Raw genomic sequence first — 25,701 nt, 5'->3', positions numbered from 1 at the left:
GTGGAATCTTGAACGCGTTCAAGATTTGCACATTGGTGAATATTTGCTGGGAATTTTTGTGGATATTCGGTCAGTTTTGGTTTTGCTTGCGCGCTTCAATCAAAGCATCCGACCCAAAATCTGCCATCGGCCTCAGCCGCGTGTATGAGACAGCTGGACGGAACGCACCCACGAGTTTTGAGCGGACTAACCGCATGAGGTTCTCGACCGAGTAGTTGAAATAGCTGGCACCCGTGAACCCTGCGATCGCGAACACCAGTACGGCAAAGGTCCACCATCTGATGTGGAAGATGAACAGGATGATGAAGAAGATCAGCCGTGCATCGAAAAACATGAGATGCGGCCGCGCCATGGCGTAGCGCCAATGCACCGTTGAGCGATAGATGTTGTATCTGTCTTCAGCCAAAGTCTCGCACCGTATTTCTCATTCGTCCGGTCGCACAACATTGCTGGTGAACAAGACGCCGATGATCTGACGCGAGCGCAGCGAGATTAGCGGGCCTTTCGGAGCGCTTTGCACAAACTCTCCGGCTAGATCGTTCCCGACCTCTGCGAGACCTTTGTACAGTCCTTGTTCAATGGTGGCCGCCGGGCGCGTGACGCCTGTGACGCCGCCAAGATCAATCAGCGACGTGCTAGGATCGGAGAGCGCTTCTCCGACGCCTGAGACAAAAGCTGCCGCCACGCGTGGCGCATAGCGCGCAAAAAGCCGTCGATCCAGATCGGTACGCACAGCAAGTGACTTTTGCCGTGCATCCACGGCGTAGGCCGATACTGGCACCTGCGTTCCATCGGGCAAAGCGGCCGAATTGAACTGCACGACCAGATGGGTGTTGTTCTGGTTTGCTTCAAAGCCACCCAGCAAGCGGGCACCCTTGAGAGGACCCCTGCGGATTTCAGCGACGACAGGGCCGGGCGTGTCACTGTCATTCGTGATGATGGTCGAGGCCAGAACGACATCACCGGCGCGGATCAGCGGCTGAGAGAGGGCAGGGGAGCTGCGTTGGACTGCATTGCCATTGGCTGCTGTGCCTTCAATGGCGGGCTCTTCCTTCGGCAACAGGTCTTCTTCGACCACAACTGTGCCTGCCGAGGGTTGGACCTGCCAGGAACTCAGCAATCCTTGCTGCTGCGTGGCCATCAGCTGCGCAAGTTGATTGATCCGTGCATAGTCAGGTGGTGCGGGCAGGTTCGGGGTCGGCTGGGCCTGCTGCCTCACAGGCTGCTGTCGGTCGATCACGACCGTCCGCGGTTGCTGCGTCTCGACAGGCACGTTGGCCGGGGGCAGGGGCCTGTTGGGATTGGGTGCGATGGCCGGTGGTTTCTCATCGATCTGGCGCAGCGGTTCGTCCGGTGTCGCAATGAAAGAGGTGTCATTGTCTTGCGCCTCACGTGCGCCGTCCTGGTTTTGCTGACGCAGATTGTCCTGATAGCGCTCCGAGGTGCGCAATTGATCGCCCGCGGGCGTATCATCGACGTTCGGTGTGCCTGCGACCTTACTTGGCCCAATAAGTTCGGGGTTCTTCCAGACTTCATAGCCAACCGCACCGCCAACAACGAGAATGGTGAGAACGGCGATGTTCTTGAACGAGAGTAATCCGCCCTTGCGTTCACGATTGATATGGCGTGTGCGATCCCGGCTTGCGGTGTCCGTCGGATCGACCGCTGGTCCGTTATCCGCTTCATCGTTGTTCTTGTTTGGTTCTTTTGACTCACTCATTGAGAAATCCTCACTTTCGAGACGCGGCCGTTCGATGAAATCAGGGCCACCGATGTCGGTCTGATCCGATAGGCTTTGACCTGCCCGGGGCCGGTCAGGATCCTTGAGGCGGGCGGCGAGATAATCGCGTCTGCGGACTGCAAATAGATCGCGCCGTCATAGCTCCAGGCCCGCACGGCCGGGTTGTCGGTCGACAGGCGCACGGCGTTACCCGGAATGTCCGCCCCTGTTGCAAAGGCCATCATCACATCGTTCAAGGCGCGGGCGACGGGTTCGCTCTGGCGGGTCTGAAGCGGCTTTGAGGCCGCATTGGGCCCAAGCCCATGCACCGTGAAGTCGCGACGATAATGGGTGTTGAGTGAGTTCGTCCGAACCTCGAACACCAAGGGTCGGCTTTCTCCCACGAGAGAGACAACGATGTTGGAGAAGCCGTGGGGCACAAGCGGCGTGACTGCGAGCTGGTTCGAGCCTTCCTGCATCGCGTAGACCTGGAAGCTCTTGGGCTTGCCGATCACATAGGATGCGACCGGCCAGGCCGCCCCGGTACGATCATAGAAGGCCATGACGCTGACAGTGTCGGGTCCGGTCAGCAGAACCTCGGGCTCCTGCGCCGATTCCAGTGTCAGCCGCTTGGCATCTGTGATCGCGTTCGGAAACTGGCCCGACGGCGGCGTCGCGGCGGCCTTCTGGCTCTCATCGACGCGGCGGCGGTAGTCCCGGATCATCTCGGGTGTCATCGGGAATTGGCTTTGGATCGCCGCGCCATAGGCGGTGATTTCTTCGGGCGTCAGCGGACGGTCGAGATCATCAAGGCTTTGAAGCAGCTCTTGCGCGCCAACAATTGGAAAGTCGCCGGTTGGTGTCTGCGGCTGCTGAGGTTGGTCCGACTGCAGGCGCTGATTGATTTCGTTCTGCGTGAGCGGTTCGGACCCTGTCGGTAGGTTCTGTTGTGCCGGTGCCTGCTGGCCACCGTTCTCTATGGTGACAACTGTCGTGCCGTCACCTTGACCGGGGAGTGTCGCCGTCGGACGGTTCGTGGGCCGGGGCAGGGGGGTCTGAACTTCCGTGCCCGGTGGAACTGTTTCGTCGCCGCTGGCATCAAGCTGGACTTGCTGTGCCTGCGCTTGTTGTATGTGGGTGGGCACAATCAACATAGCGAGGATCAAGAAGCTGCAGGAAAGGCGTAATCGCCCAGGAAATGGTGTGAAGTCTCGCATTAGGCACCTCCGGGAGCCGCGATGAAGCGGGAGATGGCCATCGCATAGGGGGATTCATAGGTTTGCAGCCGCTCGATATTGACGGTGATCATGAAGTTCTGACCCGTCACTTCGGAGGCTGATTGGTAGGTGACGCGCAGCGGGATCTGCACGATCCACTCATAGACGCCGCGATCATTGATGCCCTCGCGGACAATCACCGCATTGTTGGCGACAGCCGTTGTGTTCAGGCGGCGGCTTTGGACCAGATCGAGCATCTGGCTTTTCTGGACGGCCTCAACGAACTGGTTCCAGCCCGTGGGCTTGGTAAAATACTGCAGCGCGTTGTTAAAATCGGCGCGATAATTGGCAAAGTCATAGGTGAGGGATGACGTCACGGCTTTCACCGCGAAATTACTCACCTCGGCGGCGGACTGGTGCGGCTTGTCGAGCGGGACGAGCGGCAGGAGCTGGCCGTCTGTCGTGGTGGCAAAGTAGCGCGGTTCGGGACGGTTCACGGCCAGATAGGCGGTTGAAGCTGCCAGCACAGTTGTCGACAGGCCAAGACCGAGCGCGATCTTGGCCATGACCTTGTAGGATATCTCGAAAGTGCGCGCCGAGCGCAGAATGGATTCGGCTGCGCTCAGGTTCTCATTGTCTGGCAGCATCGGCGCATCCCGTCACTGATTGCTGGTAGTGGCAGAGGCATCCGCCTTGGCAATTGTCAGGATATCCGAAGGCAGTTCGGAGAAAGCGAACTTTGTGCCCTGGTCTGTCTGATAGAGAAAGAACGGCACGCCCGGCATTCTGTTGGCCCGCATCCAGTTGATGTTGTCGACGATGCCCTGGACGACTGCCTTGTCGGCCTGATTGGTGTCCATTTGCACGACAGCCGCTGTTCCGCGTGTTTTCGACGTCATATGCGCCATGAAGGTTTGGGGGATGTTCTCGGAATGCAGGATCGACAGGGACGTGTTAAAGCCTTGCACGCCGGTGATGGGGGCAGGGATGATCCGAAGATCGATCGCGCCGCTCGCAATCTCATTGTGCATGGAATCGATGGTCCATTGGCAATGGGGGCATTCCGGATCGGCCAGCATGTAAACGACAGGCGCGCCGGGCTTCGGTGTGGCTGCGGAGAACCAGATGCGTTCCTCGCCGGCCTGTTTGAAGATGGTGTCCATCCCCGCCTGGACGCCGGCCGAAGGTTGTTCGACAGCGGTGATCGGCGCGCTGGCGACAGTGCCGGTGCTTGTCGATTGCTCTACGGGGGCTGCAGGTGTTGGTGTGGCGGGTGCTGGTGTCGCGGCGGGTGTGCTGGCTTGTGGCTGCAAAACAGTGCGGAGCTGGCTGAGCGCAGGCGACTGGGCGCTTGAAACACGCGACGCGGTTTGCGCGGCCTCGGGTATCGGCGTCATACGCGGTGAAGAATTTGCTTCATTCTGCACAGGTGCGGCGTGCGCGGTGGGTTGGTTTGTCACCGCTTGCGGCGATGATGGGATCAACCGTTGGGTGGGTGTTGCAATCGGTTTGGCGTTCGGATCCGGGACCGTCGCGAGCAAGGCGGCGGTGATATCCTCGCCCTGTGGTCCAATAATACGACCGACAATCGTCAATCCGTCCTGTGTTGTGAGCGCGGTTGCCGGATTGCCCTCCTGATCCTTGATTGCCCAGGCCTGCATCTCGCCGATCTTCATCAGCGGGCGCACGTCAGGATCTGTCTTGGAGATCAACGTCTCGATAAAAGGAGATGTGCCCGTGCAACCGGCAAAGCCTTCCTTCCAACTATAGTCCTGCGCGTTGCTGACTGAGGCGGAGCCCATCAGCAAGATCAGCGCCAAAGCGGTCACCGATCGACTTCCCGAGCCGGTGGAGACTGCTTTCTGCAAGCTACCAAATGGGCGGTTTGTTCTCTGTTCTACATGGGGCATGGGGGAAATCCTTTTGCTGGGGGTGCGTTTCTCAAAGTGCTTTACTACATGGTTTATATCGTTATATATAACGATATGTTTTTGATAGCCATAGCGTAGTTGCGAGAACCCACAACGCATCCGGTCTCGCCCGAACGCTTCATGCGGAAGGATTGATGATGTTTGGGTCGGACAGGGCAGTGGAAGTGACACCTCTTTCACACGCAGACGCTTTCGCCGACCGGTTTCAGTCGGCCCGCAGAACGCAAGACGGCAGCACGATCTTTCTGGAGACTCGTCGTCCTGTTGCGGACTTCATCAATAGTCTGTGCAAGATACTCTTCGCACTTGCCGTCCTTGGCCTTGTCGCCATCGGCGGGGTGATCACCTTCAACTCACTCGATCTGCAGGCTGAAGCGGGACCGGCGGTCATGGGGTCAGTCGTCGAAGATCGGCAAGCACGTGAATTGGACGAACTGCGATCCGAAGTCGCGTTGCTGACGGAACAGAGCATGGCGATGCGCGCCGAGCTCGTGCTCCTGACCGGCCGTGACGGTGTACTGCCCAAACTCGTCGGCCGTCTGCAGGAACAACGCAAAGTGAATGGCGCGCATTCAAACGCGATCCGGCAACTCTATTCGACCACAGGATTGCTTGGCGCTTCGCTTCCCGGTCTTGAAGAGACTGCCGCGCCGGAAAGCGTTGGTTCACGTCCGGTTCAAGTGACACCCGTTGCAGCTAGCGAAGAAGACACGCCCAAGCGTGTGGTGCTCATCCCCGAAGGCGACGCCGAGGCCGACAAGGATGGTGAGTGATGGAGACGCTATCTGATGGACGAGCTGACCGCCTTCTTCACACGCGTGACGAACATCTTGCCTCCGGCGCAAGCCTTCGTGGCCGCACTCTGTTTTGTGCTGGGCATAGTCCTGGTTCTGATCGGCAGCCGTATGATGTTGATCACCGCCGAAGAACGATCACATGCCCATCACAGACGTCACGGCTACTGGCAGGCGCTCACATACATCGTGTTCGGCCTGCTGATCATCTCCCTCGACCTGACGCTCTCCGCCTGGATCGCATCCCTCTATGGTGCGGACAACACGACCGCCAGTGCTGCCAGCGAGATCATGGCCTATGCGCCGGAAATGCTCTCACCCGTGGCGGGTGCGCCCGGCGAAGCCATTTTGATCGCGCTCGTGCGGGTCGCACAGTTCATCGGCCTTCTGGCCGTCGTGCGCGGTCTCTTTCTCTGCGTCAAATCGGCGGACATGCCCGCCCAGGGACTGATGGGCAAGGGCTTCATCCACATGATCGCCGGGATCATGGCGGTCGATCTGCCCCGCACCGTCGGTCTCTTCGAAAATCTCTTCTTCGGCTAAAATAAGGAACCCCATCATGATCAGAAAAAAGCCCCCCACCCAAACCCGCCGTTCGTGGCGACCTGTCATTGTGCGTTCAGCGCTCTCGCTCGGTTTCGGAACGCTTTGGGCCACACAGGCCTTTGCACAGACCTTCGGCGACATTTTTACCGAGATGCGCTCCAGCCAGCTGGGACCCGCTGCTGACATTCTCGGCACGATCTCCTTCGTGCTCGGCGTGGTCTTCGCGATCATGGCCGTGATGGCGATGATCAAACGCTCGCGCAACACCAATGACAACTCGGTTGAATCCGGCCGCATCCTGATGCTCTCGATCGCCGCCGCCTGTATGGTCGCCATCCCGACCTTCTTGAATGTCGGCGTCGCCTCAATCTTCGGCACCGGTGCCAACCAATCCTCCGTGGACGGCCAGCTCCGCTCGCTGAACTAGAAGGGGGCGTATGGATCGATGGTCGCATTCTGGCACCAGGCCGCCGCCCATTTGGGCCGGGGATCGTTGAAAGCGTCTCTGGACGGCTATTGCCGTCTGGAGACCGCCCATGGCGACACCGCGATTGTGGCCGATGACGGATCGATGGTGTCACTCTTCCGGCTCGACGGGTTCCGCTCGCTGCCGGGAGAAGAAGATGTGACCGAGGCCTGCGACCGGCTGCGGGTCGGTCTCTCGCCGTTTTCTCCAAACCGGGACTGGCGCTGCAGTTCTGGTTCGGTCACTCACCGGAACTTGGCACCCGCGAGGTCGAGACCATCATTGACGACAGTGCGCGGGTGGCCCGCGATAATGCGCTTGACCTGCATGATTTGCTGGATGAACGGCGCAAACTGCTTCCCTCCAAGCTTTATGGCGAACGCTGTTATCTCGCGCTTTGGTCGCGTCCGTCTTTGCTGACCGCAGAAGATCGCAGCGCCAGTCAGAAGCAACGTAGCAAGGTGTTGAATGCCGCGCCGCCGATCTCGCTCGGTCAGATTCCTGATACGGCGCTCGAAGGTCTTGCCATCCGCCATGACAGTTTTGTCACGGCCCTGGGACGCGAGTTCAGTGCGGCCGGGATCGCACTTGATCTCTTGGACAATTACGAGGCCTTAAACGCGATCCGCAAGATCGTGGCTCCGGACACTCTGGGCCTGAACCATCCCTGGCGGGCGACCCTGCCCGGAGACTATCTCAAGGCACGACTGCCGAGCCTTGGGCGCAGCCTTAAGCGCAAGGATATCTCCAACCTTGTCTGGCCCAAACTCTCCGAACAGATTTTTACCGACCACGCCGACGTGATCGACGGCAAGATCGTGCGGATCGGCAATAATGTATTTTCAGGTTTTGACATCGTATTGCCACCAGAGATCGTCGTGCAGTTCAACGAGCTGATCCGCCGTGTGATCGCCAATGGCACCAAGATCTCATGGCGCTGTTCGATCCTGATGGAAAGCGGCGGCTTTGCGGGGCAGGTGTTTCGTGAGCAGTTGGCACGTCTTCTGGCGTGGACAGCGCCCACGCACAATGGCCGCATCAAAGAGAGTTTCGAGCGGCTGCGTCAGACGGATGGCGACGGCAACACAGTCATCCGCTGGCGTGCGTCCTTCGCCGCCTGGGCACCCGCCGACGAAGTCGGGCAGCTGCGCGCCCATGTCTCCTCGCTGCAAGAGATGGTCAAGTCCTGGGGCAATTGCCACACCAACGCGGTTGTTGGCGATCCACTCGACTGTGTGATGTCCTCCGCGCTTGGACTCTCCACATCCTCCACTGCTGAAAGCTGTGCGGCCGATCTATTGGACGTGCTCGCCATGGCCCCCATCGTGCGGCCCGCCTGTCCGTGGGAGCGCGGGTCGATCATTTTTCGGACCGCCGATGGCAAGCCGTTTCCGTATCAACCGGGCTCCTCCAAACAGAATGCCAGCGTCGATATCATGGTCGGCACACCGGGATCCGGCAAATCGGTTCTGATGAACGCGATCAATCTCGGCGTCGCCTTGTCGCCGCAATCGGGCAGGGGCGGGGACAATCAGGCCATTCTGCCGCGCATCGCGATCATCGACATTGGGCCGTCATCGTCCGGCTTGATCAGCCTGATCCGCGACGCCTTGCCACCGAACCGCCGCCATGAGGCGATGTTCCATCGGCTCAAAATGGTTGAGCGTGATGCGGTCAATCCGTTTGATACGCAGCTTTGCTGCCGCAAACCCTTCGCCCATGAACGCTCTTTTCTAGTCAACCTGATCGCATTGATTTGCACGCCGGAAGATGCAGATGCGCCTTATGATGGTGTCTCACAACTCGCCGAAGCCTGTGTCGATGAGGCCTATCGCTACTACTCAGACGAAGTCAGTCCCAAGCGCTATTCGCCGACCATGGATCTGAAGGTCGATGACGCGCTGACAAAACATCACTTTGAGGTCGATGAGGAAACCAGCTGGTGGGAGATCGTCGATTTCCTGTTTGCGAAGAACGAGCATCATGCGGCGGCACTCGCACAGAGATTGGCCGTGCCGATCCTTGGCGATCTCATCCCGATCTCCAATGCCGAGACCGTGCGCGAGCCCTTCATCGAAATGCGGGTGCAATCGACACAGGAACCGATGGTCGGCGCGTTCCAGCGTCAGATCACGGCGGCGATCAAGCAATATGTGATCCTGTCGAACCCGACCCGGTTCGATGTCTCCAACGCCCGTGTCGTCGCTTTCGATCTGGCCGGTGTAACCGAGGCCACCGGCAAACGTGGCCGCAAGCAGACGGCCGTCATGTATATGATGGCCCGCCAGACACTCACCTCGGACTTCTGGCTCGATGAGGATGAGATCAAAGCCTCAGATCTGCCCGAAGCGGTCCGTTCGCACCATCTGCTGCGCTTCCAGAACAACCGCCAGATGCCCAAACGCATCTGTATCGACGAATATCACCTGACCGGGGGCTTGGGCATTCGCGACCAGGTCGTCGCGGACGTCCGCGTGGGCCGGAAGGCGGGGGTCCAGATCTCACTCGCAAGTCAGTTGATCGGCGACTTTGATCATTCGATCCGTGAACTCGCGACCAACATCTTCCTCTGCAACGTGCCGACCGCCGAAAGCGTGCGCACGGTGATGGACACCTATGATCTGCCCGCGAGCCTGAAGCCGGTGATCAGCCGGTTGACGGGACCCGAACCGGGCGAGGGTGCGCCGATCGTCGCGATCTTCAAGCTCAAATCCCAGACCTATGTGCAGCATTTCTACAACCAGCTCGGACCGATTGAGCTCTGGGCGCTGTCGACCACTGCCGAAGACACGGCGCTCCGCGCGATCCTCTATGACCGGCTCGGCAGTCCCGAGGCCCGGCGCATCCTGGCCCGGCGCTTCTCCGGCCGGCTCAGCCAAATCAGAAATCGAAGCGGAACTCGAAGGCCTGATGTCATCCGGCCAGATGATCGACGATTCCGTGCGCTCCAAACGTCATCGCCCGCATGGCCGATGATCTTGTGAAAGGGGCTTTTCAATGATTTTTCTGCTGCAACCGCCGCATAAACGCACCCGATCGGCGTCTCTTATTTTTCTTGGCCGATCTACACAGTCTTACTGCTGGCTGTAATGTGGGCTGTCGCGGCGTTTGCGCAGGATACCGAGGAGAACAACAATCCCGGCGGCGACATCCCGGTTCAGCAACTCTCCTTCGCACGCAACGATCAGCAGGCGCTCAGCATCGCACGGCGCATGTATGGCCGCGACTTTCCTTATGTGAAAGCGGTACGGGTCTGGTTGGAAGCCCCCAACGATGATCCCGAGCAGCTGTTCCTCAAGATCGGTAAGAGCCGGAACTGCGAGACCGAGTGTTTCAACGTCGCGCTGTTCCACAACGAAAAATGGCTGGAGATTTACCGCAGGCCCGCCACCGACGCGCTTGGGCTGTCCGCTGTCACACCGACCGGCATGCGCTCGATCATCGAAGATGGCCGTGTCTGGACCTGGAACACGCAAAGCTACACCCCGCAGCCCGATCAAAAGGACATGGTGGAACGCGCGGCCACGGAAGATGAGCTGGCACTCGTCAGCAAGGAACTTGGCGCGAACATTGATGGGACCACCGCGACGTCCTTCGGGCCACCCGAGGTCAGCGTCTATGATGTGGACATATTGGAAGGCGGCGAGAAGATCATCGTCGTGCGCTCACCGTATTTTTGCGGGCAATCCACATGTCCCGTCTTCCTGATCAACAATATCGGTCAATCCTACCGGATGATCCGGGCGCTTGAAGGCGTGGTTGGTCTGTCGCGGACCTTGCGCGACGAGAACGGGTTTCGCGGGATCGAGACGCTCTCCCGCAACGGCGTGACCGTGATCTCGCCCTCGACCGGCAAGCCGATGGAAACGATCCCGATCCAGCAGGTTGCTGTCGCGGGGACGGTGAAATGATCCTGCGCCGAACCCTGCATACTCTGGCGCTCGCGCTCGCCCTTTGGGCCACGGCAGCACTTGCCGACGAATATGCCGATCTGATCCGGACGCAGGAGTCCGGCGGCAATTATGGCGCGCTCAACACCCAAGGCGGAACGGCGGCAGGAGCCTATCAGATCACAGCAGGCACGCTCGCGAGCCTCGGCTATGTGCGGCACACGGGCGGATCGCGCGGCAGTTGGAGCAATTATGAATGGACGTCCCAGGCGACAAGCCAAGGAGTGTCGTCGCTGAGCGGGTTCCTGAATTCGCCTTCCGGACACGCCCTGCAAGACCAGGCCTTCAACACGCTGACCACCCGCAATCTTTCCGCCCTCTCATCGCAAACACGCGGGCTTGCCGGCCAAACCATCAACGGCGTGACCTTTACTGAAAGCGGACTTCTCACAGCGGCGCATTTTCTTGGAGCGGGCGCGCTCAATGACTGGGTCGAAAGCGGCTTCGATCCCACAGTCTTTCCGCCCGAATATCTGACCGCCAACGGGTTCAGCTCTTACGACGAGCTGCAGTCTCATCTGATGAACCGGATCGGCGGTGCGTCCGGGACGACCTATGCGGGCGGTGCCGGCACAGGCGGCACCTTTGAACAGACCGAAGGCTTTCCGGGCCTTGGTGCCAAACGCCCCATTCTCATTCGCGAAACACCCCCGTTTCAGGGGGAAAGAACCAACCTTGGAGGCAATCAATGACCAGACCACAAAAGAAAGGCGCGCCACACATCCTGAGCGCGGCACTCGTCGCAGGCTTGGCGTTGGCCAGTGTGCCGAAGGCGCATGCGCAAGCCAATGATCAGATCCTGCAACTCTTCCCGTCCGGCGGGCAGGGCTGCGTCGATCACGTCAAGCTGAATCTCACCAATGCGATCCGGTCCGGCATTGAAGCCGAGGTTCTGCGCGGCGAGGAAGCGCTCAAGAAGCCACATTCGATCGCGGCTTTGGGGTGTCTCGACAATCTGCTCGATGTAAATCTCGATATCGCGATCCAGGTGCCAAACCTACAGGGGATTTTCCAAGCCGCGGTCAGTCAGGCGCAAGGCCAGGTTTGTTCCTTCGCCCAGGACAAAATGAACGAGCTGACATCGCAGATCACCAACCTGTTGCAGCTGCCGAACTTCAACTTCCTGCCCATCGGCGGCCTGACGGGCAATTCAACGACATCCATTGGCGGTGTCGATCTCAACACCGGCGGCGGTCAGACGGGGCAGGGGGTCACGGTCAACGGCACCACGGTAAGCCCCAACAACCTCGATGCGGTCTATGAGCTGATTTATGGAGGCGGCAGCGGTGGGTGATCTCATGTCAAAAATGACCTTGGGCAAATGGATCGCCTTAGCCGTCGTGCTCGCCGTCATCGCCTTTGTGCTGTTGACGCAGTTCACGTCGTTTCAGGTGCCTAAATCGTTGACTGGAGGCAAGCCAGAGCCAGCGGTCCATCAAGGCATCCAGCCGCAGGGTCCGACAACGACCAGAAACAACCTCGATGAGGTCAACGACATCATCCGGGGCAAGAACAGCAATGATCAGAGCGAGGGCACCGCAAATGACAATGAGTAAACCGACATCACCGCGTCGCAGCGCAGCCTCAAGACCACGGGTCTGAGCGGGGCTCTTTCCGTCTGCGCAACCGCCTGGCTCTTTACGCTCGCAACGCCCAGCTATGCGTTTGGCGGTTGTTCCTGTGGCGGGGTACAGAACATCGTTCGGACAGCCCGGATCAACGTCAACAACCACACCACGGATGTCGGCAATTACATCGTCGACAACATTCTGAAGGGCGTCGCACAGCTTTCCGCCTATTCAAAACGGGAGACCGAGGCCGCGAAGCGCATCGCTGAGGGGCGGGACCAGAACGCTGTCCTGCTTGAGCGGCAAAAAATCAGGGCGGCGGCAGAAGGCGGACGCTACGATCCGGCCACATCGGCCTGTATCGATCTTTCGGGTGTTCTCAACTTCGGGGGAGGACAGACCAGCCAAGGCGTTGGCGGCATCGATATTGCGAACCTGTCGCGCAACCGGTCCTACGGGAACGGAACAGCGGGCGCGCCGGTTCGCTCCGGCGGTCTGGCGCTCGCACAGGAAATCAAGGTGGATCGCGACAACTTGCGAAACGTCGGAGGGTTCGCTGATCCCACATCCGATGTGCGGCTCCTGACTGAAGCGATCACACTCGATACGTCCGACCAGCAAGTGGCCCAGGCCTATGCGCGGATGATCAACAACATGGTCGATCCTCTGCCGCCAAAACCCGTCACGACCGAAGAGGCCCAGACGCCAACAGGCTTGGCCCGCATAGCCTCGCGACAAGTCGATGCAACGCGCCGGTCAGCCTCTCATGCGGTCTTCACCTATCTCGGCGATATCGCGACGCCAACGGGTGGGACGGAACTGGCGAGTTGGGCGCGCAACGCGGCCGGGCCTGCCTATCCGAATGCCGTGGGAGACAAGGTCTCATCCCTTCAGGCCGTCGACATCTTCGTGCATTCGCGGTTTGCCAATCCTGATTGGCACCAATCCATCGCCAAGATGTCACCCGATGCGGTGATGCGCGAGCTTCTCCTGACACAGGCCCTCGATCTGCACGTCAACTGGATGCGCTTTGGTCTCGAACGCCGGGTGGCGGCGGTGGAAGCCGCAAGCCTGGCCTCGACCATTGACGGGACCGAAGGTGCGGGCGGCGGTGCGCCGCTCGGCAACTAGCGGTCGAAGGCACAAACATGGCGCGTGAGAACGATGATGAACCCAAGAAGAGCCGCACACGCCGCGCGGCCGGGTTCTTCGCGCGCCGTGGCCGCGTAGACAAAGCCTTTGAGGCGAGCAAGCTGGGGGCAGACTTTATCGGCGATCTTGCCGATCGGGTCAGGCCCAAACCGCTCGATCCGAAAGGTCTGACCGGACGGTATGAGGATGGTGGCATCCAGCGGTTCCAGGAGATGGCAGGGTCCATGAGTGAGACCGAGCTGGATCGTCAATATGAAGGCTGGCGGACGCAGCGCGCCTGTTTTCAATATGCCGGTCTCGTCGCCGTATTGGCGATCCCGTTGGGTCTACTCTTCTTCGATATCAGCCGGATTTTTGTGATCAGCCTGATCGCGCTGTTCCTGTTCTCGATTTTCCGCGCAGTGCGTGCCGACTTCTTTGCCTGGATCATCGAACAGGGCCGGTTTGGCGGGTTCTACGATTACATGACTTCGCGCTTACCCCGGAACATGCAGATCATCGTGCCAACCAGAAGGCGCGATCAAATCCAGAAACGAGAGCGGGACCGATGAAAACTGCAGCCAGTCTCGGTGTCGCGACCCTTCTCCTTCTGGCATCGGCCGATGTTGGATTGGCGCAAGAAATCAACGTACCGGATATCTTTAACGGGACGGGCGATGATCGCTCGAACACCTTCTTCAATCTGATCTTCGGTGATCTGTTTCCGGGACCGGCCGCGAACAACCGGACAGTGATCTCGCTGCTGATGCTGTCCTTCAACATCCTGTTTCTCGCGGTCGGCGCGCTCTTTTTGCTGTACAACATCTTTCAAGGAACGTTGGATTCCGCCCATGAAGGGGTCGTGCTCGGCCAAAAGTCCACGATCTGGGTGCCGATCCGGATCCTCACGGCCTTCGCCCTGCTCATCCCGCTCGACAATGGCTACAACGGCATCCAGCATGGCGTCTCTTATGTGGTGCGCGCGGGCACGGCTGCGGGGTCGTTCTTCTGGAACCAGACGGCGGACCTGATCGTCTCGGACGAAGTTCCGATCGTCGGCACGGACTATGTCGGCTCCGATGCCCGTTTCCTGCAGCAGCTCTGGCGGATGGAATTCTGTCGTGCCGCTTATAATTTTGAGGTTTCCAAAGGCGGCGATCTCCAGCTTGTCAGCGGCGGCATCTGGTCCAACTTGCAACCCGCCCCTGCTACCGATCTAATCGATGGCTACACGCCGCAAATCCTGACCTATTCGACACCGACCATCACAAGCGCTTGTGGCTCGGTGACATTGCCGCCAGCGACCGCGGCCTTGAAACGGATCAGCCCGTCTACCAACATGGATACGATCAACGCCAGCATGCGGAACCTGATCGATATCCTGCGCACCGAGATGCGCGGCTCAGCCGAAACGGTCGTCGCAAAAATATCAGCGCGCGAGACGATTGCGCCAGGGGATTTCCCGAACCTTGCTCAGATGATGCAGGTGCTGCGGCAGCAGCATTCGGCCATCGTCAATCCGATTGTGAACCCGAACGCTCTGTCCGGTCTGGTTCAGTCGGAAAGTGGCACACCGATCAGTCAGCAGATCCAATCCATCGGCTCGGATGGGTCTGGGGCCTTGTCCGCGCCGACCGCGATTGCGGGTGATCTCAGAACCGGCGGCTGGATGATGGCCGGGTCCTACTACATGCTGATCAGCAAGATATCGGGGGACGCCAATGCCGTTGCAGGTATGTTCCCGACGGCAACACCCGGCACCTTGATCTCGACGACGCTGAACGGCGGCGTGCAGAACACCCTCGCGACCGAGCTGGGCAAATCCTACTGGTTCCAGAGCAACGCGGATCGCGATGCCCAGAAAATTCTGGCGGGGATCGGGGCCAGCTATAATGCCAGCGTCTCGGCCTGGAACGAGGCAGCCGCAAATGCGGGTCTGCGGGAATTCATCACAGAGCGCGCCTATGCGGGCGATGATGCGTCTTCACCAGAGAATTTCCTGCCGCCGCCCACGAACCTATTGAAAGGCATTCAGCTGCTCGCCCCCGATACGATCACGGTCGATCCGATGATCGGTCTGATGGCCTATGCCTCGACCTTCCTGACATATGCGGTGGTCGCGATCGGTGTTTTGGCAACGGCTTCGGCCGTGCCCCTGTTCGGATCGATCCCAGCGACGCTCGCCTCGCTCACAAGCGGGCTCTTCCAGATCGGCATCTTCGCAGCGATATTTGTCGGCTTTGTCCTGCCTTACCTCCCGGCTGTGATCTGGCTGATCGCAATCCTGGCCTTCATGCTTCTGGTGATCGAGGCAGTGTTTGCGGCACCCCTTTGGGCTGTCGCCATGCTTTCCATGGATGGTCACGGGATTTCGTCCAACATATCCCGAAAGGGTTGGTCGCTGCTCTTGATGTTATTCCTCACACCGCTCCTGATGATCTTCGGGTTTCTGCTCGGGATGGTCCTGTTCCGCATCGCAGCCTTCTCGCTGAACGGGATGCTGTTTGCGGCTTTGAGTTCCCAGATGGCCGCGGATCCTGGCGCGTTCGGTGTCCTGTCGCAGTTCCTGACCATGGCCGTACTGACTGTCTTCGTCGGCCTGCTTTACGTCGTTATCATCGATTGGTCATTTAGCCTGATCAATGTGTTCCCCGCCCGCGTGTTCAAATGGATCGATGGGATTGGCGACGATCTGGGGGCAGGGACTGCAATGACGGCGCGAGCAGTTGGAGCAGGGGGGTCTTATCAGACGGGTGCAGCTGTCGGTGGGACTTTGAGTCAGGCTGGGAATATCGGACTAGCAAACAGCCGCATGCGACCGAAGAGAATCGCGAACAAGGCCTCAAAGGAAAAGTAACTAGCGGCGAAAGACCGACATGACAGCTAAAACGCCGAGTCCACCGCTATTGTACTTGTGCTGAATGTGCGAAGGGAGGCGATAGCCCTCGCGGTTGACTGTCAGATGCAGGACAAAGATGATCGAGGCGAGTTGCAGGAAATAGATCGGTTCCGAGACAAGATGCACCGTGATCGCGATCAACCCATCGACAAAACCGAAATGTTCTGACTGGCTTTTTTGCCAGGCTCCAGCAAAGGCTTCAACCGTGTCGAGCATATGGATCATGGCCCGCCAGAAATAGATCATCAGGCCAACAGCCAGCCATTGGCCACCGAGATGCACCCAGTAGCCAGTCTTGCTATGCGTTTGCCGCGTCTTTTTGAACCATTTGAACATACCGCATTATGGCATGAAGCACGGATTTTGGCCAGAGGATGGGTTTATATGTATCGCGTCACATAACGATATATGCGACTTACTCTCCGAGTTTCACATTGCGCCATTTCTGAATACGAATGATTTTTCCCGGCCTGCGCACCGGCAGCTGACCGTAGTCGCCGGGATTGGGATGGTGGATCTTCACATTGACATATTCACGCGTTTTGCAACGACCGCACGGAAAGGGTGGGATGTGAACCGGGTGCTTTGGATCAATGATGGTCAAAAGGTCGATCGCGAGAAAATAGGTGGTGCGCCGGCACAGATTGCATTTGAGAACAAGCAATTGCCCATCATCCGCCGCATCCGTGATCGTGCGGAACGGCTTGGCCGGATGGGCCTTTATGGGCAGATAGCTCTCGGGCATTTGGTCTCCTCGACGCGAGGAAAATAGACGAGAACAAAATAAGAACAAGCGGCAGATTGAGAAAAACTCCTCGAACCCTTAGTCTGGCGTGATGTGTAATCTCTACTCAATGACCTCAAGCCGGCAGGCAATCCTTGATCTGACGCGAGCGATGACCTCGTCAAAAGACGTCGGCAATCTTCAGCCATTGCCGGGGATTTTTCCTGATTACAGCGCCCCGATCGTGCGCAATGGCAGCGAGGGACGCGAGCTGGTCATGGCCCGGTGGGGCCTGCCCAAACCCTCCTTTGCGGTCAAAGGCAAGGTGAATTCAGGGGTCACGAACGTGCGCAATACGTCGTCGGGTCACTGGCGGCGTTGGTTCAAGAAAGAGAACAGGTGTCTGGTGCCGTTTAACAGTTTTGCCGAACCCGAACGACTGCCGGACAAATCATCGCAGAACGTCTGGTTCGCATTTGGGGAAGAACGCCCCTTGGCATGTTTCGCGGGGCTATGGACGACATGGACTGGCACACGCAAACTCAAAGAGGGCGAAGTCAAGATAGACCTGTTCGCGTTTCTGACGACGGATGCGAACGTAGAAGTCGGAGCAGTTCACCCCAAAGCCATGCCAGTCATTCTGACCGAACAGGATGAGTTTGATAGCTGGATGAATGAGCCTTGGGAGACTTCCAAGGCACTGCAGCGGCCATTACCTGATGGCGCGTTGGAAATTGTCAAGCGAGGCGACAAATTCGACGGTGAAATGAGCTAGGGCAAGCTCGGATGGGCGGCCGAAGCAGGCATCAAAATTTAGCCAGCCACCGTGTGGAAGCCTCTACCAATTCATCTATAACCTGTTGCTTTGGTAAGCTACGGTTCATCATATGGTCAATCATAGCTGCTTCCACCATTCCGTGTGCCAGAATAGCAGAGCGCTTTGAATCAAGTTCTGCCCGCAGTTGCCCCTTGTCGATACCATCTTGCAGATGGGCAGAGATCTTTGCGCGAACCTTATCGCCGGATCTGCCTGAATCGAAGACGCCGTACGGTGCCATCGCCATCAGCGGACCCAGTGATTCTTCTTCGTCCGCAAACTCGATCACGCGAGACATTATGATTTCGAAACGTTGTGGGAATGGCGTTGACCATATTAAGGGGTCGTCCATTGCGCCGCAAAATCCACTTTCCATTTCTGAAAGAACTGCACCAAGTAGTTCGGCCTTACCGGCGTATCGCAGATAGATTGTACCAACGGCCACACCAGCTTCTCTTGCGATTTCAGATAGCTTTGCAGCGTCGAAGCCTCGCTTGGCAAATTGGTGCTTTGCGGCTTCGAGAATCTTCGCTGTTTTGATCTGTTCGTTCGGTTTTGGAGCGGGCGCGTTCATGGCAATATGAATATCATTCATTTTTGCCCTTGCCCAGTTTGAATTACTCTCTATATTTATGAATGAGATTCATTCATTATACAAAGGGGCCTGATATGAAGCTGACTTACACGATCGCTACACTCTGCGTTCTTTGCAGCCAGGTAGCCTTTGCGGCTGAGTCCGTTTCAGAAAGGCAGCCCATCAGCATGACATCCAAACTTATCGCCGAAGGCACCAATCGCGCTTTCACCTTTACCGTAAACACATCATCTCCAGATGAGGTTTGGCGTCTCTGGACCAGTCCAGCCACATGGGGAGATTGGGACAAGGGATTGAAATCTGCATCTCTTAATGGCCCGATGCAGCTGGGTTCAAAAGGAACCATTGTTCCGTTGAAGGGGGCAGCAACCTCCTTCGAGGTGGTCGAATTCAAACCACCACAGTCCTACGTTTTTGAAACCAAGTTGCCGATGGCTCGATTGCGTGTTGAGCGTTCGTTCAATGTGGACCGAACCGCATTCACACACACCGTTAGTTTTACTGGCGCATCCGCAGCAGTCTTTGCGGGTATGTTTGGACCAGGTTTCCGCAAAGCTCTTCCGCCGACCATGCAGTTGCTCAACCAACTCGCACAGGGAGAATAAGCCTTTGACCATGTCTCGTCGAAAACTATTGGGCCTCAGCGCAGCCGGGTTAACAACGCTGTCTATTGGAGGCTGCGCTTATTCAATGATGCGCCCGATATCGAAACTTGCTGCTGCGCCCGCAAGCTTGCCGCCTGTCTCTGCAAAAGTCTCGCAGCGTATTACGGTTCATATGTTCCAAACAGGGTGGGTCGCAGTCAAAGAACAGCACCGCACTTATAGTGGAATAGAAGCATTACGCATTCCCGCGATCATGGGCAGTCGCTCATGGACCGAGTGGATGCCTGTGACAGCATTTGCAATCGAGCACCCACAAGGCCTGTTCATGGTCGATACCGGCGAAACGTCGAAGATCGCTGACCCTGTGTACACAAAGTGCGATGCAGTCACCGGCATGTTTTATCAACGAAACCTGCAATTCGCAGTTCCAGAAAAGGAGCAAATTGGTGCGCAGATGCGTTTAGCTGGACTTGAACCGGACCGGGTTTCGAAGGTCGTGATGACGCATCTCCATTCTGACCATATGGGCGGCATGGGTACATTCGAAAAGGCACAGTTCTTCGTATCGGAAACGGCTCGCTTGGGTCACGCAGGCGCATTGATGTGCCGCATTCCCCAATCGCTGAATATACAATCAACGCCATATGGTGAGAGACAGGCTGGCGTGTTCAATCAGTCCTCAGCGCTCACTTCTGATGGAACTATTTCAATTGTACCAACGCCGGGCCACGCAAGCGGTCACCAGTCAGTTTTAATCGAAGATGAGGGGCGTTCGATTTGTATCGCAGGCGACGCCGCATTTTCGCTGGCCCAAATCGAAAGCGGTGAAATTGGCGGTATTGTTGAAAGCACGACGGATGCTCGAGAAAGTTCAAGCAAACTGCGCGACCAACACAAAAAACTGGGCACTACAATGCTACCGACCCATGATATGGGTAACGCCAAGCGTCTTCAAAACATCATAGTGTAGGTGCCGCATCGACACGTGGTTACCGAGCTTCAAGAATGACGTTGGGCTCTAATTCCACCGCTTGCCGGTAACACAACGCTACCAACGCTGAGACTTTATCAACCAGGGTAATAGTGTCTCGAGGTGGCGAGCAGCAGTATCAGGATCACATTGATCACGTTGAATGTCCAAGAATCGCCATGGGCGGTATGGGCCACGATTGATGTCACTAAGAACAGGGCAACACCGGCATAGGCCCACTCCCTGACTACAAACGGAATCTGCGGCGCCAGAAGCACAATGACTGCCAGCAGCTTCAGGATCGCCAGTTCAATGCGGAAGTGGTCCGGGAAGCCCAGATCACGCACACCGTCAATCGTCGCCTGATGAAACAGGTAACTTGCAGCGCTGAGCAGAAGAAATCCGCACAGCACCGCCGTTGAGAGCCAATAGATCATGATCATTCCTGTCCGGCAGTGATAAATCTTCGCCGAGCTATAAGAAGCGCTGCCAATTACTCCAGACCAAACACGGCCACTGCATTGTCATGCATCAGCTTTCGAAGTTCTTCTTCTGTGAAATCGTAGCTCTCGGTCGCTTCACGTGAGGACTGAAGATCGTAAATCGGAAAGTCAGATCCGAACAAAAACTGGTCGATGCCGATTTCCCGTATGGTCCAAAGCAACTCCTCCTTTCGCGGCGATGTCCTTTTAAGCAAGCTTGAGCCGCCACCGGAGTAAATTTGGGCAATCGCGGACAGATCGAAATAGACGTTGTTCTTGTAAAATGGACCTTTGGCGAAAACGGAAAACAAGATCATTTCGTCAAATCTGTAACCGGCCATATGGGCGAGGACGATTTTGGTGTCCGGATTGGCAATGGCGAGATCAACAAATTTGCCCGTCGCGCCGCCATCCTTGGCGTTTATGGAATCGAAGATGACTGCAAGGCCGTTTTCACCGGCTGCTTTCACCACGGCTCCAACACCTGGATCATCGATCTCAAAACCCTGAAAGAATGGATGCAGCTTCAACGCTTTTGCACCTTTTTCTGCCACGCGCGCGACCTCCTCGAGCGCTACATCTCCATCGAGCGGATGCACAGAGGCGACTGCGAAGAAGTCCTCAGCCCCTGCTGCGAGATCAAGGATGTAGTCATTGTAGGCGCGCATGGAATCTGGCTGCCCCTTTTGGACCATGGCATAGATCGCCGCTTTGGAAACACCGGCCTCTTTCATCTGGCGGCGCAGTTCATCTGGGGATGCCTCAACCCGTGGGTTCAGGCCACGTTCCAAACCCGGTGGCATGATGTGGGTGTGCGAGTCGATGATGGCGTCTTGCGCGAAGGCTGCAGGTGCAACGAAAAAAATGATGCGGCGATGAGCGTATTGAGGACGGGATTCATGGGGCGATTCCTTTGACTTTGTTATTGATACCTGGACTTGGATAAGTGTGATGCAGACAGATCATTCCTCAACGACGGTGAAAGGCTCGATCTGCTCAACTCGTATCGTTTCAACTCGCGCAAACCGCTCTGAGGGATCGTCTGTGACTGTCCACGTATGGCGGGTCTTGGCCCGCATCGTCTTGTCATCTGGGCGCAGGCCTGCCCAATCGAGATTGACGGTCAGCTCGTACCGTTTGTCTGCCAAAGCTTTGAACGAGAAGTCAGACAAGATGTGGCGGCTGGCTGCGACTGACGAGGCTGGGCCCGCAATCCACTCAGCGAGACCCTCATAATTTGTGATAGCCGGCGCTGTGGCTGCGAACTTCAGATCGAGATTGTCTGCAAGTATTTCCTGAAAAGGCTCGGCCTTGCGATTGGGATCTTCAACCAGTGCCATCCAGTAGTGCAGCAGGCTGAGAAGCCGATTGTGTGCATAGGTATCTTCAAACGCATCAACACTGACCGCCTCAACCGGCTTGATGGTCATTTGGCTAAACTTGGGTAGCAGGCCAGCATCATATGTCAGCTTGGCCGTATAGTTGAGCCTTTGTGCGCTGATGGCTTTGTCGGGCGCGATGCCGATATTGGAGTAGATGATCTCAGCGGTCAGATTCAGCGATCCATCCTCGGCGACTGTGATATTCGAGCGCAATACGTCATGGGCGTTTTGCCAATCAGCCGGGAATTGTTTGACCGCAGCTGAGTATTCCGCATGGCCGTTGGCGGTACCGCTGGGCGATTCAACGGAAAAATCCTCTGTCAAAATCCCAAGCTGATTGTCGAGGCCAACATCGGCATTTTCATAAAACTGATACCATCGGTAGAGCTGTGTTCTGGCGTGATGTTGTTTGTAGCTCTGGCGAATTTCGGAAGCAGATGGAATGGGGTCGGCCATGGCGGGGGCTCCTGTGACAATACTAGCGGCCAGCGACATGGTCGCGATGACAGCAAAACGGTTGATCAGGCGGGGGCGGGTCATATGATTGCTCCGGAAAGTGGTGGGGGTGGGCTATTGGAAATCGATGCCCAAACCCGGTCGAACGTGAGTTCTATTTGGGCTTTTGAGAACCTCTCGAAACCTAACGCCTTGGTCCGCGCCATTTGCATGGCTGGCGCCACGAGTAAGGTGGTGACAACTGAGACCGGCAGGTCAGCCACGGTGCCATCATCAATGGCGCGCTGTATCATGGCTGTGATTTCAGTCTGGGTGTAGGCGATGTCCTTGGCTTGTTTCGTCGTTAGCACCTGGGCGGCCCCGGCATACTCGATGAACATGAAATCGAGGGGATGCGCATCGACAAAGGCAAACATCTCGAACCACATCTTGCGGATCATCTCTTTCGATGACGGCTCATCTGCGGCGGCAACGATAAGTCCATGAAACTCGGTTTTGATCTGCAAGTAGATCTTCTGCAGCATGTCTTCTTTGCTGTCGAACTGCAGATAGATCGTGCCTGTTGCTACACCCGCGCGTTTGGCCACCGCGCCAACCGAGGTCGCGCCAATGCCTTTTTCGGCCACTTCCGCTACGAGAGCGGCGCGGATTTTTTGAAGTGTTTGGTCGGGTGTGGGTCTAGGCATGGCTCAAAACAGAAATGAATATTCATTTCTCAATGCGCCGAATTGCTGAAACTGTCAATCCCGACTGCGGCACCAACGCCGATCACAGTTTAATCTGCCCCAGAAACCCTATCCCGGTCCGCAGAATGCCGGAGAGGTCTTCGGCCCGCACGATTTTGCGTTGAACCAGGTCTTCGGCTGATTGCGTCATCGTGCGGGCGATCAGGTTCGGGTTCGAGCAGCTATCGGAAAATATCTGTTTGACGACATTGACCCAATCGAGAGGCGGCACGCTCAGAAACCGGTCCCGCACGTGTTGGTCAAAGACAAGATATTCGCGCAGGGCGACGCGGCCCTTGCCATCGGCCGTTTTGACCAGGCGCTGCCAGATGATCAGATTGAGCGATGTCATCAGATCGAACGAACGTGCCTCTTGTTCCTCCGGTGGGAACAGAAAGGCCATCCTGCGCAGCGCCTCGGCAATTGATCCCGCATGGGTGGTGGTGTTGACGAGGTGTCCGGTCAAACAAGCTTCGATACAGGCTTCCATGCTTTCGCGGTCGCGGCTTTCTCCGACATTGATCACAGCAGGGGCCCGGCGCATAGCAGCGCGGACGCCTTCGGCGAAGGTCGGGATGTTGCGCCCCACACCGATTTCCGACTGGCTGATGAAAGAGGCGACATCTGCCGCATCCGTGTTGATATCCCGAAACGTATATTCAATCGGGGCTTGGAGATCGACGATCTTGCGGGATCGTGTTTTGTTTTCTAGATGGCATCTGGTCATCGCCGCCATGGTGGTCGACTTGCCATGCCCAGTTGCACCCGCAACAACGATGATGCCGCTGGCAGGTTCCAAGCGATCCCGCAGCGCGTCTTCCAGCCCGACGTCATCAAGGGTCGGCGTCGTGTCGGGCAGGGCGCGCAAAGTGATCTGCACCCCGTTGGTCCCGAAGCGCTGCTCGCCGGTGGCATTGACCCGGAACCGCTGGCTGCGTTTGCGGTCGATCTTCTTCTCATAAGAGAAATCCAACGGGCGTCCCGCGCTAACAAGGCTCATCGCATCATTGGCCGACCAGAGATGGGCCAGCATTGCCTGGACCTCTGTGATCAGAAGCCGGCGCTTGGTGGCGAGTTTCTGATCACCGTGCATCTGCACGCGCATCCGGAGATCCGCACTGATGTTGATATCCGATGCGCCTTTCATCGCGGCACCGACAAGGAAGTGATCAAAGGCGGACAGATCGCTGTCGAAGCGATTGGGTTCATCCTTCAGGATCGTGACATCTGCTGCGCTCGGGTCTGCCGGTTCAAGATCGATCCGCTCGAGATCGATCATTTGGTCACCGCATAACGCCTTTGCAAAGGCTTCCACTGACTGGGGTCCCGTACGAACTGCGCTGAGCTGACAATCCGGACACGACGTTCGCCGATAAAGAGCTCTTCGCCTTCGCCAGCGGACCGACGCTCGCTCGATTGTATGACCAGCTCTCTGACCAGACCAGCCTGCACCATGCGCCGATATTCAACCATGCCGAGATAGTCGCGCTTTAGCCGGGAGAAATTCAGCGCAAGCGCCTCGTCCGCCTGTTCCACCCCGGCCTGCCAGCCCTCGGCGGCAAAGCGGTTGAACACCTGCTTCTCCTCCTTGTTTTGCGGCAGGAAGTCATCGTCGGGCTCGCTTGCCTCTTCCAACGGGATGACCAGATAGTCACGCCAGGTGGGCACGATGGTTACAATACGGCCCGGAATCTCTAGACGGTAGAATTCATCGGCTGCCACCGCGGACTGTCCGCTCTCATCCACATTGATGGCAGCCGTGGCGCGGCTCACAACGGGTGGGAGGATATATCCCGTCTCTCGTGGCGCGCTGTAGGCGACGCGGTTGAAGTCAAAAGTGCGGGACAGCTTACCGCTGTCCTGCTCGAGCTGCCGCATGACTTCCCAGACCCGATGCTGATACCCCGCTTGCGCGGAATAAGAGACAGCCGCTTCACGCAAGAGATCGTAGCGCTCCTCGTCAACAGACGTCTCATAGTTACCGCGCCGTGTGCGGCGACTAAACTCTGCAAAGTCGGCAGGTGGACGGTTGGACCGGTACTGGTCAGGCCCGCCGACAAGAATAGGATCGGGTTCAACGAACTCCGACTCTTCCGGTTTCAGGGTTTGGCAACCAGTTAGGATAATTACCGCCAAGAGCGGCACGAGAGATTTAGCCGAGATGCGCATCATATTTCCGTATCCTCGATATGGGGCACAGGGCTGCGCTCGGGCCGCTTGTAAACAATCGTCATGGTCTTGGTGCGCTGATCGACCACCAAAGCGGCCCGGTCTTTGCCTTGGAAGAATGCCTCGCGCAGTGCGCCCATGGCGGGCAGATCGCGCTGAACCAATGTGATCAGGATCGGTGCGCCGGGTTTCTCGCCCTGAGCGATCACCCGATAACCGGTTTCCAAAGCCATCTTGGACACAAAATCTTCAATCGGGCCGGTGAACTGAGAATGCACAACATTCATCAGCCGCTCGTCTGTCACATAGTCCGGGTTCTTGAGGGTTGTGCTGCCGGTCGCGTAGGGTTCCAGAACGCCACTATAGAGACCGGCATCCGCGATCTCGCGGTCCACGACGGATGTTTCGGCATCAATCAGTGCTGACAGGCTGGTCGAAGCAGGCGGCTTGGTGGCCGTGCAGGCGGCACAGCTCAGAACACCAAGAGTCACCAATATGGTCTGGGCCAATCGCATGCAGGTCCCCACGTTCAATCTTCTGTTTTGTGAATTGTT

The 25,701-nt window shown here is 57.5% G+C and carries 29 protein-coding genes; 14 read left to right on the top strand and 15 right to left on the bottom strand.

Features of this window, described 5'->3' with window-relative positions:
• Window positions 1-70 precede the first annotated feature (70 nt).
• Genes icmT through ACZ1HF_RS19440 form a run of 5 tightly spaced genes read right to left on the bottom strand, consistent with a single transcriptional unit; the run spans window position 71 to window position 4,766 of the window.
• On the bottom strand, window positions 71-406 hold the full coding sequence (gene icmT / locus ACZ1HF_RS19460) for an IcmT/TraK family protein (RefSeq protein WP_472659219.1): 336 nt from the start codon (window positions 404-406) through the stop codon (window positions 71-73).
• 18 nt (window positions 407-424) lie between these two features.
• Window positions 425-1,720 (bottom strand): DotG/IcmE/VirB10 family type IV secretion system protein, encoded by a 1,296-nt coding sequence (locus tag ACZ1HF_RS19455; RefSeq protein ID WP_472659218.1) that lies wholly within the window; start codon window positions 1,718-1,720, stop codon window positions 425-427.
• Window positions 1,717-2,937: a DotH/IcmK family type IV secretion protein gene (locus tag ACZ1HF_RS19450; protein WP_472659217.1), complete on the bottom strand. Its 1,221-nt coding sequence runs from the start codon at window positions 2,935-2,937 to the stop codon at window positions 1,717-1,719. The genes ACZ1HF_RS19455 and ACZ1HF_RS19450 overlap by 4 nt, the downstream gene beginning before the upstream one ends.
• Window positions 2,937-3,584 carry a type IVB secretion system apparatus protein IcmL/DotI gene (locus ACZ1HF_RS19445; protein WP_299211167.1) on the bottom strand — a complete coding sequence of 216 codons (648 nt, stop codon included), beginning with the start codon at window positions 3,582-3,584 and terminating at the stop codon, window positions 2,937-2,939. The genes ACZ1HF_RS19450 and ACZ1HF_RS19445 overlap by 1 nt, the downstream gene beginning before the upstream one ends.
• Window positions 3,585-3,596: 12 nt before the next feature.
• Window positions 3,597-4,766 (bottom strand): thioredoxin domain-containing protein, encoded by a 1,170-nt coding sequence (locus tag ACZ1HF_RS19440; protein ID WP_472659216.1) that lies wholly within the window; start codon window positions 4,764-4,766, stop codon window positions 3,597-3,599.
• 236 nt (window positions 4,767-5,002) lie between these two features.
• Here ACZ1HF_RS19440 and ACZ1HF_RS19435 point away from each other — a divergent pair, with 236 nt between their 5' ends.
• The 11 genes from ACZ1HF_RS19435 to ACZ1HF_RS19385 all read left to right on the top strand — a co-directional run bounded on the left by ACZ1HF_RS19435 (window position 5,003) and on the right by ACZ1HF_RS19385 (window position 16,180).
• A complete protein-coding gene (locus ACZ1HF_RS19435; RefSeq protein ID WP_472659215.1) occupies window positions 5,003-5,641 on the top strand; it encodes a hypothetical protein in 639 nt (212 codons plus the stop codon).
• Between the two features lie 15 nt (window positions 5,642-5,656).
• The gene (locus ACZ1HF_RS19430; RefSeq protein WP_472659214.1) at window positions 5,657-6,205 is read left to right on the top strand and encodes a hypothetical protein; all 549 of its coding nucleotides are present in this window, start codon (window positions 5,657-5,659) and stop codon (window positions 6,203-6,205) included.
• A 16-nt stretch (window positions 6,206-6,221) separates the two neighbouring features.
• Window positions 6,222-6,635, top strand: a complete 414-nt coding sequence (locus ACZ1HF_RS19425; RefSeq protein WP_472659213.1) for a hypothetical protein — start codon at window positions 6,222-6,224, stop codon at window positions 6,633-6,635.
• Window positions 6,636-6,973: 338 nt separating this feature from the next.
• Window positions 6,974-9,658: an ATP-binding protein gene (locus ACZ1HF_RS19420; RefSeq protein ID WP_472659212.1), complete on the top strand. Its 2,685-nt coding sequence runs from the start codon at window positions 6,974-6,976 to the stop codon at window positions 9,656-9,658.
• A 105-nt stretch (window positions 9,659-9,763) separates the two neighbouring features.
• The gene (locus ACZ1HF_RS19415) at window positions 9,764-10,585 is read left to right on the top strand and encodes a hypothetical protein (protein ID WP_472659211.1); all 822 of its coding nucleotides are present in this window, start codon (window positions 9,764-9,766) and stop codon (window positions 10,583-10,585) included.
• Window positions 10,582-11,316: a lysozyme family protein gene (locus ACZ1HF_RS19410; RefSeq protein WP_472659210.1), complete on the top strand. Its 735-nt coding sequence runs from the start codon at window positions 10,582-10,584 to the stop codon at window positions 11,314-11,316. Before ACZ1HF_RS19415 ends, ACZ1HF_RS19410 begins: the two co-directional genes overlap by 4 nt.
• Window positions 11,313-11,918: a hypothetical protein gene (locus ACZ1HF_RS19405; RefSeq protein WP_472659209.1), complete on the top strand. Its 606-nt coding sequence runs from the start codon at window positions 11,313-11,315 to the stop codon at window positions 11,916-11,918. Before ACZ1HF_RS19410 ends, ACZ1HF_RS19405 begins: the two co-directional genes overlap by 4 nt.
• Window positions 11,896-12,180: a hypothetical protein gene (locus ACZ1HF_RS19400; RefSeq protein ID WP_472659208.1), complete on the top strand. Its 285-nt coding sequence runs from the start codon at window positions 11,896-11,898 to the stop codon at window positions 12,178-12,180. Before ACZ1HF_RS19405 ends, ACZ1HF_RS19400 begins: the two co-directional genes overlap by 23 nt.
• Window positions 12,181-12,711: 531 nt before the next feature.
• Window positions 12,712-13,323: a hypothetical protein gene (locus ACZ1HF_RS19395; protein ID WP_472659207.1), complete on the top strand. Its 612-nt coding sequence runs from the start codon at window positions 12,712-12,714 to the stop codon at window positions 13,321-13,323.
• A gap of 17 nt (window positions 13,324-13,340) precedes the next feature.
• A complete protein-coding gene (locus ACZ1HF_RS19390; protein ID WP_472659206.1) occupies window positions 13,341-13,895 on the top strand; it encodes a hypothetical protein in 555 nt (184 codons plus the stop codon).
• A complete protein-coding gene (locus ACZ1HF_RS19385) occupies window positions 13,892-16,180 on the top strand; it encodes a DotA/TraY family protein (protein ID WP_472659205.1) in 2,289 nt (762 codons plus the stop codon). Before ACZ1HF_RS19390 ends, ACZ1HF_RS19385 begins: the two co-directional genes overlap by 4 nt.
• Here ACZ1HF_RS19385 and ACZ1HF_RS19380 read toward each other — a convergent pair whose 3' ends face one another.
• Entirely contained in the window at window positions 16,181-16,558 is a 378-nt protein-coding gene (locus ACZ1HF_RS19380; protein WP_472659204.1) for a hypothetical protein, read from the bottom strand.
• Window positions 16,559-16,637: 79 nt separating this feature from the next.
• Window positions 16,638-16,967: a hypothetical protein gene (locus ACZ1HF_RS19375; protein ID WP_472659203.1), complete on the bottom strand. Its 330-nt coding sequence runs from the start codon at window positions 16,965-16,967 to the stop codon at window positions 16,638-16,640.
• A 91-nt stretch (window positions 16,968-17,058) separates the two neighbouring features.
• On the opposite strand from ACZ1HF_RS19375, the gene ACZ1HF_RS19370 reads away from it, so the two are divergent.
• On the top strand, window positions 17,059-17,721 hold the full coding sequence (locus ACZ1HF_RS19370) for an SOS response-associated peptidase (protein ID WP_472659202.1): 663 nt from the start codon (window positions 17,059-17,061) through the stop codon (window positions 17,719-17,721).
• A gap of 31 nt (window positions 17,722-17,752) precedes the next feature.
• Here ACZ1HF_RS19370 and ACZ1HF_RS19365 read toward each other — a convergent pair whose 3' ends face one another.
• Window positions 17,753-18,358 (bottom strand): TetR/AcrR family transcriptional regulator, encoded by a 606-nt coding sequence (locus tag ACZ1HF_RS19365; RefSeq protein ID WP_472659201.1) that lies wholly within the window; start codon window positions 18,356-18,358, stop codon window positions 17,753-17,755.
• Between the two features lie 74 nt (window positions 18,359-18,432).
• Here ACZ1HF_RS19365 and ACZ1HF_RS19360 point away from each other — a divergent pair, with 74 nt between their 5' ends.
• Both ACZ1HF_RS19360 and ACZ1HF_RS19355 read left to right on the top strand, forming a co-directional pair.
• On the top strand, window positions 18,433-18,963 hold the full coding sequence (locus ACZ1HF_RS19360) for an SRPBCC family protein (protein WP_472659200.1): 531 nt from the start codon (window positions 18,433-18,435) through the stop codon (window positions 18,961-18,963).
• A gap of 10 nt (window positions 18,964-18,973) precedes the next feature.
• Window positions 18,974-19,933, top strand: coding sequence for an N-acyl homoserine lactonase family protein (locus ACZ1HF_RS19355; RefSeq protein ID WP_472659199.1), 960 nt, complete (start codon window positions 18,974-18,976; stop codon window positions 19,931-19,933).
• Between the two features lie 98 nt (window positions 19,934-20,031).
• Here the strand turns inward: ACZ1HF_RS19355 and ACZ1HF_RS19350 are convergent, their stop codons facing one another.
• The 7 genes from ACZ1HF_RS19350 to ACZ1HF_RS19320 form a co-directional block, all read right to left on the bottom strand.
• Window positions 20,032-20,370 carry a DoxX family protein gene (locus tag ACZ1HF_RS19350; RefSeq protein WP_472659198.1) on the bottom strand — a complete coding sequence of 113 codons (339 nt, stop codon included), beginning with the start codon at window positions 20,368-20,370 and terminating at the stop codon, window positions 20,032-20,034.
• 56 nt (window positions 20,371-20,426) lie between these two features.
• The gene (locus tag ACZ1HF_RS19345; RefSeq protein WP_472659249.1) at window positions 20,427-21,239 is read right to left on the bottom strand and encodes an amidohydrolase family protein; all 813 of its coding nucleotides are present in this window, start codon (window positions 21,237-21,239) and stop codon (window positions 20,427-20,429) included.
• 138 nt (window positions 21,240-21,377) lie between these two features.
• Window positions 21,378-22,337, bottom strand: coding sequence for a hypothetical protein (locus ACZ1HF_RS19340; protein ID WP_472659197.1), 960 nt, complete (start codon window positions 22,335-22,337; stop codon window positions 21,378-21,380).
• Complete coding sequence (locus ACZ1HF_RS19335; protein ID WP_472659196.1) at window positions 22,334-22,939, bottom strand: TetR/AcrR family transcriptional regulator; 606 nt, start codon at window positions 22,937-22,939, stop codon at window positions 22,334-22,336. The genes ACZ1HF_RS19340 and ACZ1HF_RS19335 overlap by 4 nt, the downstream gene beginning before the upstream one ends.
• 82 nt (window positions 22,940-23,021) lie before the next feature.
• On the bottom strand, window positions 23,022-24,257 hold the full coding sequence (locus ACZ1HF_RS19330; protein ID WP_472659195.1) for a type IV pilus twitching motility protein PilT: 1,236 nt from the start codon (window positions 24,255-24,257) through the stop codon (window positions 23,022-23,024).
• The gene (locus ACZ1HF_RS19325) at window positions 24,254-25,150 is read right to left on the bottom strand and encodes a type IV secretory system conjugative DNA transfer family protein (protein WP_472659194.1); all 897 of its coding nucleotides are present in this window, start codon (window positions 25,148-25,150) and stop codon (window positions 24,254-24,256) included. Before ACZ1HF_RS19325 ends, ACZ1HF_RS19330 begins: the two co-directional genes overlap by 4 nt.
• On the bottom strand, window positions 25,147-25,662 hold the full coding sequence (locus ACZ1HF_RS19320; protein WP_472659193.1) for a DotD/TraH family lipoprotein: 516 nt from the start codon (window positions 25,660-25,662) through the stop codon (window positions 25,147-25,149). Before ACZ1HF_RS19320 ends, ACZ1HF_RS19325 begins: the two co-directional genes overlap by 4 nt.
• Window positions 25,663-25,701 lie beyond the last annotated feature (39 nt).

The organism is Litoreibacter sp. GN1-5, from assembly GCF_055693805.1.
The sequence above is the reverse complement of the archived record's forward strand: the minus strand, read 5'-3'. Positions and strand labels throughout refer to the sequence as shown.